The organism is Sphaerisporangium viridialbum (genome assembly GCF_049674955.1).
GTDB classification, from domain to species: domain Bacteria; phylum Actinomycetota; class Actinomycetes; order Streptosporangiales; family Streptosporangiaceae; genus Sphaerisporangium; species Sphaerisporangium viridialbum.
On record NZ_CP187232.1, the window covers coordinates 3,176,053 to 3,187,968 of the forward strand.

The window sequence follows — 11,916 nt, forward strand, 5'->3', positions numbered from 1 at the left end:
CCGGCATTGCCCACTTAACTGTCAATCACGTCATAGCACATCATTTGCGGCTTGTGCCGGGGTGCGTGGGCCCATAGCGCGGGAAGCCGCCCGTCCACCAGGCGGTGCCCGAGCGGGTGACCGCGAACGCCTCCAGGCCGGGCAGCCCCTCGGCCCAGTCGCGTGCGGCGTCCCCCATGGCGAACGCCGCGGTGGCCATCGCGTCCGCCCTGGTCAGGCTCTCGGCGACCACGGTCACCGAGGCGAGGGCCGTCGCGGGGGCGCCCGTGTGCGGGTCGACGATGTGCGCTCCCCGCTCGGCGACCCCGGAGGTGGCCACGGCGAGGTCCCGGCCGGACACCACGGTGGCGAGGGCGCCGGGGCGGAGCGGGTGCGCGACGCCCACCCGCCACGGCCTGCCGGGGGCCGCCTCGCCGCGCACCCGCACGTCGCCGCCGCCGTTGACGCTGTGCCGGGACGCGCCCGCCCCGGCCAGCATCGCCGACACCCGTTCCACCGCCCACCCCTTCACCATGCCGGACGGGTCCAGGCGCCCGCCGGGCGCGCTGGTGAAGTACCCCGAGCTGACCCGCGCCGCCTCCTCACAGAGCGCGAGCACCTCCGCGACCTCCTCGGGACACCCGGCCAGGGTGATCTCGCCGCGCCCGAGGCGGCTCACCGGGCTGCCCTCCCGGTAGGTCGAGAACACCTCGTCGATCCGGTGCAGCTCGGCCACCGCCTCGCCGAGGGCCTCCCGAAGGCCGCCGGACGGCTCGTGCCGCACGTCGAAGGAGAAGACCGTGCCCATGACGTGCTCGACGTGCCTCACCTACAGGCCCGCCTTGTCCAGCGCGCTCTGCAGGGAGCCGGCGTACCCCTCGCTGGTGTAGGTCGCGCCGGACACGGTGTCGATCTGGGCGCTCTGCGCGTCCAGCGCCTCCTGCGTGAGGACGGGCACGGCGAAGGAGTTGATCTCCCGGTCACGGGGGTTGGAGTCGGGGACCACGATGGCCTCCACGGCCGTGATCCTGCTTCCCGAGAGGGAGACGCGCACCTGTACGGGCCCCCAGCGGGTGTCCACCGCGTCGCCGGTCACCGTGCGGGCGGCGCTCCCGGACGGCCCGCCGCTCGCGTCCTGGCTCGGCGCCGGATCGCCCTGAGTTCCGCTCGTGCCTCCCGAGACGGCGGCGGGCGGCCGTTCCGCGGACGCGACCTCGTGGGGCTTGAAGGAGAGCAGCAGGATCAGTCCGGCGGCCGTGACCAGCACGGCGAATATGGCTCTTCGCATCGGGGGCTCCTTGGATCAGAACTCGAACGACTCGTGATGGATGCGGCGGCGCGGCACCCCCGCGCGGCGCAGCGCCGCCACCGCGGTGGCGGTCATGCCGGACGGCCCGCAGAGGTAGACGTCGTGGTCGCGCAGCCCGGGCACCAGGGAGGTGAGGACCTCGGCGGTGAAGGGCTCGCCGACCTCGGCCCGGTGGCCGACCAGGTAGTGCAGGGCCGCGCCCCGCCGGGCGGCGATGGCCGAGAGCTCGCGCTGGAAGACGACGTCCCGCGGCGTGCTCGCCCGGTAGAGCAGGGTCACCTCGCCCGGCACCGTCTCGAACAGCGCCCGGATCGGGGTGATGCCCACCCCGCCCGCGATCAGCAGCACCTGGCGCCGGGTCGCCCGGCCGGCGGTGAACGCGCCGTACGGGCCCTCGGCGGCGACGCGGACGCCCGGCCGCAGGCGGGCCAGCGACCGGCTCTGGTCGCCCAGGTCCTTGACGGTGATCCTCAGCTCGTGGCTCGCGGGGACCGCGGACAGGGAGTAGGGGTTGGCCGCCCACCACAGGTCGCGGGTGAGGAACCGCCACCGGAAGAAGTGGCCCGCCTCGGCCTTCAGCTCGCCCAGGTGGCGGCCGGTCAGGTAGACCGAGACGACCCCCGGCGCCTCCGGCACGACGTGCGCGACCCGCAGCCGGTGCCGGAACGCCCGCGCCACGGGCGTCACGAACCGGTACCAGAGCACCAGCGCCCCCACCACGCCGTACAGCCCGTACCAGGCGAGCTGGGCGACCCGGTCGCCGACGAACTCCGCGCCGTTGCTCAACTGGTGGCCGAAGGCGAGAGCCGCCGCGAGGTAGGTGTAGAAGTGCAGGTAGAACCAGGTCTCGTAGCGCACGCGCGCCCGCACGGCCCTGGCGGAGACGGCGCCGACGCCGACCAGCAGCAGCACCGCCGCGGTCGCCTTGAGCATGTCGGGGTAGGAGAGCACCAGGCTCGCGGTCTCGTGCACGACGCCGGTGCGCGTCGTGACGGCGTACCCCCAGATGATCAGCAGCGTGTGCGCCACGACGAGGCCCACGGTGTAGCGGCCGCCCATCGCGTGCCAGCGGGCCAGCCGGTCGGCGCCGACCCCCCTCTCCAGCGCCGGCACCCGGGCCATGAGCGCGATCAGCACGGCGATCGCGTACCCGGCCAGCAGCCCGGTGATCCGTCCGGCGCCGGTCAGCCAGCCGCCGGGCCCGATCACCGACGGGGTGTCCGCCCACCACAGCCCCACCACGGCCACGGCGCCCGCGGCGATGAGCGCCTGGGTCACCACGGGCGCGAGGCTCGGGCGTCCCCGGCCCGGGGCCTCCGGCGCGGCCGAGTGCCGCCCGCCGGAGCCCGGCCGGTGGCCGGCGTGCGTGGTGGTCAAGAGATCCCCTTTCGTCGAGATATCGGCCACCGTGCCAGCGGAATCTCTGCTTTTCCTATGAAGAGCGGCGTTCAGAGGATTCTCAGCAGAATCGCATAGGGTGCGTTGCGGTACAGGTAGGACCCTGTAAGCCTCATGGAGGAAACCACGCCCACTCCGATCACCGGCCTGCTGCGCCCCGACGGGACGCCCGTGCGCGCGCTGGTCGTCGACGACGAGCCCGACCTGGCCGAGGTCCTGAGCGCGGTGCTGCGCTACGAGGGCTGGGAGGTGCGGACGGCCGGCGACGGCGCGACCGCGATCAGGCTGGCCCGCGAGTTCGCCCCCGACGCGGTCATCCTGGACATCATGCTCCCCGACGTCGGCGGCCTGGAGGTCATGCGCCGGCTGCGCGCCGAGATGCCCCAGGTCTGCGTGCTCTTCCTGACGGCCAGGGACTCCGTGGAGGACCGCGTCGCCGGGATCACGGCGGGCGGCGACGACTACGTGACCAAGCCGTTCAGCCTGGAGGAGGTGCTCGCCCGGCTGCGCGGCCTGCTGCGCAGGGCCGGGATGACCCGCGCCGGAGCTGGCGACCGGCTGGCCGTCGGCGATCTCGTCATGGACGAGGAGGCGCGCGAGGTCACCCGGGCCGGGGAACTGGTCGACCTGACCCCCACCGAGTTCGAACTGCTGCGCTTCCTCATGCGCAACCCGCGCCGGGTGCTGAGCAAGGCGCAGATCCTCGACCGCGTGTGGTCCTACGACTTCGGCGGGCAGGCGCACGTGGTCGAGCTGTACATCTCCTACCTGCGCAAGAAGATCGACGCCGGGCGGGCGCCGCTGATCCACACCGTGCGCGGCGTCGGCTACGTGCTCAAACCGGTGCCGTCGTGAGGCTTTCCATGGCGCGCCCGCTGCCGCCGGTGACGCTGCGCGGCCGCCTCATCGCCGGGCTGCTGGTGCTCCTCGCGTGCGCGTGCGCCGCGGTGGGGGTGGTGAGCGTCCTCGCACTGAACCGGTCCCTGCTTTCGGGCCTGGACCACCAGCTCACCACGTCGAGGGGCCGGTTCGCCTCCAGCCTTGAGCACTCCCAGGGCGACACGCGCGGGCAGTCCGCCGGGACCTTCGGGGCCAGGCTGGTGGCCGGGGTGGTCACGCAGTGCGGCGTGGTCGCCCCGCAGCGGGACACCGACGACATCTCCGCGACCGGCGCCACGCTGACCCTCTCCGCCGCCGACGCGGCGGCCCTGGCCGCGCTTCCCGCCGACGGGCATGGGCGCACCGTCAGGCTGTCCTGGCTCGGCGACTACCGCCTGATGGCCGTGCCGGGTCTCGACGGCGACACGCTGGTCACCGGGCTCCCGCTGGTGGAGGCCGAGGCCACCGTGCACCGCCTGGAGGCCGTCGAGGCCGCCGTCTTCGCCGTCGCCCTCGTGCTGACCGGGGTCGCCGGGGCGCTGTGGGTGGGGGTGTCGCTGCGGCCCCTGCGCCGGGTCGCCGCCACCGCGCGGGGGGTGACCGAGCTGCCGCTCGCCGACGGCGAGGTGGAGCTGCCCAGTGGCGTCCCGTACACCGACCCGCGTACCGAGGTGGGCCAGGTCGGCGCGTCGTTCAACCGGATGCTCGACCACGTCGGCGACGCCCTCGCCCGGCGGCACGCGAGCGAGCAGCGGCTGAGGAGGTTCGCCGCCGACGCCAGCCACGAGCTCCGCACCCCGCTGGCGGCCATCCGCGGCCACTCCGAGCTGGCCCGCCGCCACCCGGGTCCCGTGCCGCCCGAGGTGCGGCACGCGCTGGAGCGGGTCCAGGCCGAGTCCGTGCGCATGGGCCACCTCGTGGACGACCTGCTCCTGCTGGCCCGCCTCGACGCGGGCCGCCCGCTGCGGCGCGAGGAGGTCGACCTGACCCGCCTGGCCCTGGACGCCGCGGGGGACGCCCGCGTGGCGGGACCCGAGCACCGCTGGCGGCTCGAACTGCCCGAGGAGCCGGTCACGATCTCGGGGGACGCGGACCGGCTCCACCAGGTGCTGACCAACCTGCTGGACAACGCCCGCACGCACACCCCCGGGGGCACCACCGTGATGGTGCGGGTGGGCCCGCCGGCCGGTGGAGGGCCGTGGGTGGAGCTGTCGGTGGCCGACGACGGGCCCGGCATCCCCGAGGAGCTCCGGGGGGAGATCTTCGAGCGGTTCGTCCGCGCCGACCTCGGCCGCTCGCGCGCCTCGGGCGGTACGGGCCTCGGGCTGGCCATCGTGAGGGCGGTGGCGAGCGCGCACGGCGGCTCGGCCGAGGTCGAGAGCCGCCCGGGCCGTACGGTGTTCAGGATCCTGCTGCCGGCCTCCCACGCGCGGGAGGCCCTTCCCTCGGGGAGTCCTACCTGATCGGGTGATGTGGCGGGGCGGCGGGGTCGCCGAGCATGGTGACGACGCGGCCCGCGGGCACGGCGGCGGTGAGGGGGACCATGACCATGAACCAGCAGCGGCCTGAGCTTCCGCGTGACGAATGGCGCGAGTTCTTCGACGCGATGACGCGCGACTACGAGGGCGCCGAGGCCGCCATCGAGGTGGTGAGCAAGGACTTCGGCGACCTGTTCGAGGCGGAGAGGATCCCGCTGGCCTACCTGGAGTACGACCCCAAGGACGACCAGTTCTCGGTGGCCGTGGGCGGCCGCGACGGGCGCTACCCGGTGGTCCTGCGCCACGCCATCGACCACCCGCGGCGCATCATGGACGACACCGTGGCACACGGCTCCATCCGGGCCTTCGACGTCTCCGACGCCGAGGGCAACCAGACGATCGTGACGCTCTATCTGCTCCCGGCCGCCGAGGAGAGCACGGCCTGACCCCGCACGCCGCCCGAACCCTGGCCTTCCCTGGGCGGAGGGCCATGCTGGCATGTCGCGGCGAGCGTTGAGAGGCTGGCCGTGTGACCGTGCACGAGGCCCGCATCGGGCGCTACTACGAGGACTTCACCGTCGGCGACGTGTACCAGCACCCGCTGGGCCGGACGATCAACGAGGCCGACAACACGTGGTTCACGCTGCTGACCATGAACACCAACCAGAACCACTTCAACGCGCACTTCGCCGCCAGGGCCCCGGTGGGGAAGATCATCGTGAACTCCGGGCTGTCGGTGGCCATCGTGCTCGGCATCTCGGTCATGGACGTCAGCCAGAACGCGATGATGAACCTCGGGTGGGAGGAGATCAGGCTCACCCACCCGGTGTTCGTCGGCGACACCCTGTACGCGGAGTCGATCGTGCTGGACAAGCGCGAGTCCAGGTCGCGGCCGTACGCCGGGATCGTCACCTGCCGCACGCGCGGCCTCAACCAGGACGGCGACGAGGTCATGTCGTGGCGCAGGTCCGTCATGGTCTACAAGCGGGACGCCCCGCACGACAAGGGCTACTTCCCCCGGGCGAAGACCGGCCCCCTCCAGAGCGAATAGATCGGGCGCCCCCATGGATTTCGAGCTGAACGAGGACCAGGACCTGTTCCGGCGTACCCTCAGGGAGTTCGTCGAGAAGGAGATCGTGCCGGTCGCCTCCGAGTGGGAGCGCGAGGGGCGCTATCCCGAGGAGATCGTCCAGGGCTTCAGGCGGCTCGGCCTGTTCGGCATCTCGATCCCCGAGGAGTACGGCGGGCTCGACCTCGACCGGGTGTCGTTCGCCCTGGTCTTCGAGGAGATCGCCAGGGGCTGGATGGGCGTGGCGGGGGTGCTCGGCTCCCACTCGCTCGCCTCCTGGATGATCGCCAAGTACGGCACAGAGGAGCAGCGGGCCGCCTACCTGCCCGACCTCGCCACCGGGGCCCGCCGTACGGGCATCGCCCTCACCGAGCCGGGGGCGGGCACCGACCTGCAGGGCATCCAGACCCGGGCGGAGCGGGACGGCGACGAGTACGTCATCCATGGCACCAAGACGTGGATCACCAACGCCAGGCACGCCGACCCGCTGCCGGTGCTCGTGAAGACCTCGATCACCGAGCCCGCCCACCGGGGGATGTCGGTGCTGCTCGTGGACGCCGACCGGGGCTTCACCGTCGGCCGGGACCTGCCGAAGCTCGGCTACAAGGGCACCGAGACCTGCGAGGTCGTCCTCGACGGCGTCCGGGTCCCCGCCTCCAGCCTGCTCGGCGGGACCGAGGGGCGGGGCATGCAGCAGGTGCTCTCGGCGCTGGAGCTCGGGCGGATCAACATCGCGGCCCGCGCGGTCGGCGTCTCCCAATGCGCCTACGAGGCGGCGCTCGGCTACGCGAGGGAGCGGCAGGCCTTCGGCCGGCCCATCGCGGACTTCCAGGCCATCCAGCTCAAGCTCGCCGACATGGCCACCGACATCCAGGCCGCCAGGCTGCTCACCTACTGGGCGGCCGACCGGTCCGCGGCCGGTGCGGTGAACACCGAGGCCGCGATGGCCAAGTACTTCGCCTCCGAGGTGGCGCTCCGGGTGACCATGGAGTCCATGCGCATCCACGGCGGCTACGGCTACTCCCAGGAGTACGTGGTCGAGCGCCTCTACCGCGACGCCCCCCTCATGGCCATCGGCGAGGGCACCAACGACGTCCAGCGCATGGTCATCGCGCGCTCGCTCCTGTCCGGCGCCGCTAAGCTCGGCTGGTGACCGACGCGTGCCCGTTCTGCGGGATCTCCTCGGGCGCCGTGCCCGCCCACGTCGTGCTCGCCGACGAGGTGGCCGTGGCGTTCCTCGACGCCCGGCCGGTGTTCAAGGGGCACGTGCTCGTCATCCCGAGGGAGCACGTCGAGACCCTCACCGACCTGCCCGCCGAGGCGGTCGGTCCGTACTTCGCGCGCGTCCAGGCGGTCGCCCGCGCCGTCGAGGAGGGCCTCGGGGCGGCGGGCAGCTTCGTGGCGATGAACAACCGCGTCAGCCAGAGCGTGCCGCACCTGCACGCGCACGTCGTCCCCCGCAACCGCAAGGACGGCCTGCGCGGCTTCTTCTGGCCCCGCGTGAAGTACGAGGCCGACGACGAGGCCGCGTCGTACGCCGTGAAGATCCGCAAGGCCCTCGGCGAGGGCTTCGTGGAGTAGGCTCCGGCGGCGTGGAACCGCTCCTGGCCGTGCCCGTGCTCCTGGTCCTCGTCGGGGTCCCGGCCGTGGTGCTGTGGCGGGTGCTGCGCGGGCGGCGCGAGCTCGGCACCAGCCCGGCCGAGCGCGCCACCTTCGAGACCCTGCACACCGCCTCCCTCGCCGCGCCGCCGCTGCGGGCGGGCCTGACGGCGGCCGGGGCGCTGAAGGCCTCGCGCTACCTGCGCGAGCTGCTCGGCTCGCCCGCCATCGCGATCACCAACGGCGAGGAGCTGCTGGTCTACGACGGCGCGGGCGACCACCACGCGCGGAACGCCTTCGCCAACGCCGCCGAGACCCTCCGCGACGGCCGCATCCAGGTGCTCGGCCCCGACGCGGTCTCCTGCGACCTGCCCGAGTGCCCGGTCAGGTACGCCGTGGTGGTGCCGCTGACCACAGACGACCGGGTGGTGGGCTCGCTGGCGGCCTACGGAGACCACGCCTCGGCGGGCCTGGTGCGCGCCACGCAGGAGGTCGCCACCTGGGTCGACTCCCAGCTGGAGCTGGCCGAGCTCGACCGCTCGCGCACCCTGCTCATGGAGGCCGAGGTGCGGGCGCTGCGGGCGCAGATCTCCCCGCACTTCATCTACAACTCGCTGACCACGATCGCCTCCTTCGTGCGCACCGACCCCGAGCGGGCCAGGGAGCTGCTGCTGGACTTCGCGGACTTCACCCGCTACTCCTTCAGGCGGCACGGCGAGTTCACCACGCTCGCCGAGGAGCTGCGCTCGATCGACCGCTACCTCACCCTGGAGCGCGCCCGCTTCGGCGACCAGCTCCGGGTGACGCTGCGCATCGCGCCGGAGGTGCTGCCCGTGGCGGTGCCCTTCCTCTGCCTGCAGCCGCTGGTGGAGAACGCCGTGCGGCACGGGCTGGAGAGCAAGGACGGGGTCGGCCGCATCACGATCATCGCGGAGGACGCGGGCTCGGAGTGCCTGATCAGCGTGGAGGACGACGGCATCGGCATGGACCCCGAGCGGCTGCGGCGCATCCTGTCCGGCGACCCCGACGAGCGCTCGGGCGCGGGCGGGGTCGGCCTCGCCAACGTGGACGAGCGGCTCCGCCAGGTCTACGGCGACGAGTACGGCCTGGTCGTGGAGACGGCCCAGGGCGCCGGCGCCAAGATCAGCGTCCGCCTCCCCAAGTACAAACAGGGCGTCTCCGTCTGACGGACCCACCAGCCGGTCCTTCATGCCGGAGCGTCCCCCTTCCCGTGTTGTGGACAGGCCACGGCCCGGGTGGGAAACACCCGGCCCACCACGTCACCCGGGTCACGGGAGGGCCCATGATTCCGCCTCTCGCTCGTGCCTCGTCGGGACGGGCTTCTGTGAGCGTTTGTGTGGTTTGTAGATAGCCCACCCGGCATCCACGTGGGTGGTGCACCAGGGCTGCCCACCCGAGCAGTGCCCACCCGAGTGGCGGGAGGTGGGTGGAGCGCGGGGCGGGGCGTGCGGCTGTGCTCCGGGAGGGAAGCCTGGTGCCAATAGAACGGGGGGCCAGCAGCGCCCACCCCATCTGCGGCGACCAAGGCAGGCCACTGCTCGGGTGGGCAGCCCCGGTGCACCACCCAAATGGATGCGGGGTGGGCCAGATTACGAGGTGCCGGGTGGGATGGTTACGAGGAACCTCCGGCACGACCCGACATCCCCCGGCACCCGGCTGGCCGCGCCTCAACTCCCAGCCCGAACTTCTGGACCAATTCCGGGTACGGCGTTGATCGACCCTGGCCCTCGGAATCTGAGGGCGAACCAGACCACCCGGCCGGCGCCGTCCCTATAGATGCCCCACCGCTCGGAGAGGGCGTCCACCAGGAACAACCCACGACCGCCTTCGCCGTACGGCTCGTCGTGGACTCTCGGCTCGCTGTCGGATCCCGAGTCGAGGACCTCGACATGGACGGTGTCGTCAACCTCGCTCACCGCGAGCGTCACCTGCCCGCCCCTACGCGAGTCCGAATGCGTGACGCTGTTCGTGACCAGCTCGGACACGAGGAGCACGACCTCGTCCAGCACCGGATGCGCGCGCCCCAGCACCTCACGCACGAACGCCCGAGCCCGCGCCACCGACTCCGGGACCCCGACCAAATCGATTGCTCCCAGAAGGCCTTGTGTCGCCATGTCACCTCGTTTCGTCTTCGGCGACTGCGGGATGGCACCAGGAATGCAGGCGTCTTGTGGCATCGAGATCCATCTCCGCAGTCACAGGTCACGGAAGGAAGAAATTTGCCCTCCAAGCCTGACGCGCCATGGATACGCTAGGGAGTCAATCGATGACACAGGGTGTGCACGATTCTTGTGTGCTGCCCGGTGCTACCAGCGCCACCCCATCTCATTCGCCCAAGGGAGGGGCCGTGCCTCAACCGGTCGTGCTGCACCCAGACACCTCGCCTCTGGCGCTCTTCGGCTACGAGTTGCGTCGCTATCGTGAAGCGGCACAACTGACACAGAACCAACTGGCGAAAAAGATCATGTTCTCTACAAGCATGGTCGGCATGGTCGAACGAGCGGTACGTCGACCCGAGAAGGTATTCGCCGAGAGATGCGATCAAGCGCTGGGTCTGGATGGCGTTCTGACTCGGCTCAGCGCCATCGCTCGGCGGGAGACGGATGCCGAGCACTTCCGTCCATGGCTCGACATCGAACAGGAGGCGACAACGCTGCGCATCTGGGATCCCCTATTGATACCGGGCCTCTTCCAGACCCAGACCTATGCTCGACGCATCATCGTCGGGGAGCCTGGCATCACGACAGAACAAGTGGACCAGCAGGTCGCTGGACGGATGAGGCGTCTGTCGATCCTGTCGGGCGAGGATCCGGCCACGATCTTCGCACTGATCGACGAGGGTGTGCTCCGTAGACCCATCGGTGGTTCAGCGGTCATGGGAGAGCAACTGGCCTACCTGCTGGAGATCGCAAGCCACCCCAGGGTGACGATTCAAATCGTGCCGTACAGCGCAGAATCGACCTGCGGGCTGCTCAGCGCCTTCGTCCTGGCAGAACAACACAATTCTCCCCATGCTGCCTATGTCGACTGCTCCCCGCGAGGACGGACGATTGAGGACCGGGAGACGGTAAGTCAGCTCATCAAGCGTTACGACGCCATCCGTGCCGAGACATACCCGCAGCATCTGTCCGTGAAAGTCATCGAGGAAGTGATGAAGCAATGGATCTGAGCGACGCACGGTGGCGCAAGTCCAGCCGCTCCGGATCTGACGGCGGACACTGCGTCGAGGTGGCGACCAATCTTCCTGGCGCCATCGCCGTACGTGACTCCAAGGACCACGGCGGCCCAGCACTGGTCTTTCCCCCTGCTGAGTGGCATGCCTTCATCGGCCACCTCAGAATCGGTGACGACGCCCTTAGACTAGTAGCGAGCGACGCTGGCGATCTCCTGGGCGCGCAGCGCCGGAACGCGACCGACGAGGCGGTATCGGCGCAGCGACACCTCGGCATCCTCGACGTAGTGCGCCAGCACGATGCGGACCGCATCGGTCACGGCCACGATCGCGGTTTCGGCGGTTGAGACGTTGGAAGTGGTCGATGTGGCCCAGCTGCTCATCGCGTCGGTGAAGGGCGACCAGAAGCTTTCGTGAGAGTTTGTCGGTCACGCTGACTACTCTCAGCACCCATGTCACGACCCTGGCTCGACGAGACGCCCGACGTGGTCACCGAGGAGATCCACGGGGCCTTGCTGAAGCTGTCTGGAAGCAACGGCCACCACACGTTCGAGGACATCTGCCGTGAGTTCGCGCGAGCCAGGATCACCCACAACATCACCGTCGCCACCGGTCCGGTGTCCGCCGGCGGCGATCAGGGCCGCGACTTCGAGAGCTTCCGCAGCTACATCCCCAGCCTTCCGGGCTCGGACAAGACCGGTCGGCTGATCGTCTTCGCGTGCACGCTGCAGGCTGGCTCAATACCAACCAAGATCAAAGAAGACATCAGCAAAGTGGTGAAGGGCCGTGAGGTCGACGAGGTCAACGTTTTCATTGTTCACGACGTGACCACGGCGGTCCGGCACGATCTCCAGCAGTGGGCGCGGCAGGAGCACGGTCTCGACTTCGACATCTTCGACGGTCGCACTCTCGCCGCTCGGCTCAGCGACCCCGACCTGCGCTGGATCGCTCACCGGAAGCTCAACCTTTCGCGGACTCTGCTGTTCGGCGACGCTCCTGACGCTCTCCCCGG

Annotated in this window: 13 protein-coding genes; 9 read left to right on the top strand and 4 right to left on the bottom strand. The window is 70.9% G+C overall.

Annotated features, from left to right (window positions below; genetic code table 11):
* Window positions 1–40 precede the first annotated feature (40 nt).
* The 3 genes from ACOZ38_RS13965 to ACOZ38_RS13975 are packed head-to-tail and all read right to left on the bottom strand — an operon-like array spanning window position 41 to window position 2,665.
* Complete coding sequence (locus tag ACOZ38_RS13965; protein WP_424530948.1) at window positions 41–808, bottom strand: FAD:protein FMN transferase; 768 nt, start codon at window positions 806–808, stop codon at window positions 41–43.
* A complete protein-coding gene (locus ACOZ38_RS13970) occupies window positions 809–1,267 on the bottom strand; it encodes an FMN-binding protein (protein ID WP_424530949.1) in 459 nt (152 codons plus the stop codon).
* Between the two features lie 15 nt (window positions 1,268–1,282).
* Window positions 1,283–2,665 carry a ferredoxin reductase family protein gene (locus tag ACOZ38_RS13975; RefSeq protein WP_424530951.1) on the bottom strand — a complete coding sequence of 461 codons (1,383 nt, stop codon included), beginning with the start codon at window positions 2,663–2,665 and terminating at the stop codon, window positions 1,283–1,285.
* A gap of 135 nt (window positions 2,666–2,800) precedes the next feature.
* Between ACOZ38_RS13975 and ACOZ38_RS13980 the strand changes: the two genes are divergently transcribed.
* The 7 genes from ACOZ38_RS13980 (at window position 2,801) to ACOZ38_RS14010 (ending at window position 8,898) form a co-directional block, all read left to right on the top strand.
* Window positions 2,801–3,541 (top strand): response regulator transcription factor, encoded by a 741-nt coding sequence (locus tag ACOZ38_RS13980; RefSeq protein WP_405146982.1) that lies wholly within the window; start codon window positions 2,801–2,803, stop codon window positions 3,539–3,541.
* A complete protein-coding gene (locus tag ACOZ38_RS13985; protein WP_424530953.1) occupies window positions 3,538–5,028 on the top strand; it encodes a sensor histidine kinase in 1,491 nt (496 codons plus the stop codon). The genes ACOZ38_RS13980 and ACOZ38_RS13985 overlap by 4 nt, the downstream gene beginning before the upstream one ends.
* Window positions 5,029–5,108: 80 nt before the next feature.
* The gene (locus ACOZ38_RS13990; protein ID WP_424530955.1) at window positions 5,109–5,489 is read left to right on the top strand and encodes a DUF5335 family protein; all 381 of its coding nucleotides are present in this window, start codon (window positions 5,109–5,111) and stop codon (window positions 5,487–5,489) included.
* Between the two features lie 83 nt (window positions 5,490–5,572).
* Window positions 5,573–6,094 carry a MaoC family dehydratase gene (locus tag ACOZ38_RS13995; protein ID WP_424530957.1) on the top strand — a complete coding sequence of 174 codons (522 nt, stop codon included), beginning with the start codon at window positions 5,573–5,575 and terminating at the stop codon, window positions 6,092–6,094.
* Between the two features lie 13 nt (window positions 6,095–6,107).
* Window positions 6,108–7,265 carry an acyl-CoA dehydrogenase family protein gene (locus ACOZ38_RS14000; protein WP_424530959.1) on the top strand — a complete coding sequence of 386 codons (1,158 nt, stop codon included), beginning with the start codon at window positions 6,108–6,110 and terminating at the stop codon, window positions 7,263–7,265.
* A complete protein-coding gene (locus ACOZ38_RS14005; RefSeq protein ID WP_424530961.1) occupies window positions 7,262–7,693 on the top strand; it encodes an HIT family protein in 432 nt (143 codons plus the stop codon). The genes ACOZ38_RS14000 and ACOZ38_RS14005 overlap by 4 nt, the downstream gene beginning before the upstream one ends.
* Window positions 7,694–7,704: 11 nt before the next feature.
* A complete protein-coding gene (locus ACOZ38_RS14010) occupies window positions 7,705–8,898 on the top strand; it encodes a sensor histidine kinase (RefSeq protein WP_424530962.1) in 1,194 nt (397 codons plus the stop codon).
* A gap of 501 nt (window positions 8,899–9,399) precedes the next feature.
* On the opposite strand, the gene ACOZ38_RS14015 is transcribed toward ACOZ38_RS14010, so the two are convergent.
* Entirely contained in the window at window positions 9,400–9,813 is a 414-nt protein-coding gene (locus ACOZ38_RS14015) for an ATP-binding protein (RefSeq protein WP_424530964.1), read from the bottom strand.
* Window positions 9,814–9,998: 185 nt separating this feature from the next.
* Here ACOZ38_RS14015 and ACOZ38_RS14020 point away from each other — a divergent pair, with 185 nt between their 5' ends.
* On the top strand, window positions 9,999–10,901 hold the full coding sequence (locus ACOZ38_RS14020) for a helix-turn-helix domain-containing protein (RefSeq protein WP_424530966.1): 903 nt from the start codon (window positions 9,999–10,001) through the stop codon (window positions 10,899–10,901).
* Window positions 10,892–11,251: a DUF397 domain-containing protein gene (locus ACOZ38_RS14025; protein WP_424530968.1), complete on the top strand. Its 360-nt coding sequence runs from the start codon at window positions 10,892–10,894 to the stop codon at window positions 11,249–11,251. Before ACOZ38_RS14020 ends, ACOZ38_RS14025 begins: the two co-directional genes overlap by 10 nt.
* Window positions 11,252–11,916 lie beyond the last annotated feature (665 nt).

Coding starts and splice junctions, on each gene's coding strand:
- ACOZ38_RS13990 (WP_424530955.1), top strand. CDS start 5,109: ATGACCATGAACCAGCAGCGGCCTGAGCTTCCGCGTGACGAATGGCGC.
- ACOZ38_RS14025 (WP_424530968.1), top strand. CDS start 10,892: ATGGATCTGAGCGACGCACGGTGGCGCAAGTCCAGCCGCTCCGGATCT.
- ACOZ38_RS13980 (WP_405146982.1), top strand. CDS start 2,801: ATGGAGGAAACCACGCCCACTCCGATCACCGGCCTGCTGCGCCCCGAC.
- ACOZ38_RS14000 (WP_424530959.1), top strand. CDS start 6,108: ATGGATTTCGAGCTGAACGAGGACCAGGACCTGTTCCGGCGTACCCTC.
- ACOZ38_RS13970 (WP_424530949.1), bottom strand. CDS start 1,267: ATGCGAAGAGCCATATTCGCCGTGCTGGTCACGGCCGCCGGACTGATC.
- ACOZ38_RS14020 (WP_424530966.1), top strand. CDS start 9,999: ATGACACAGGGTGTGCACGATTCTTGTGTGCTGCCCGGTGCTACCAGC.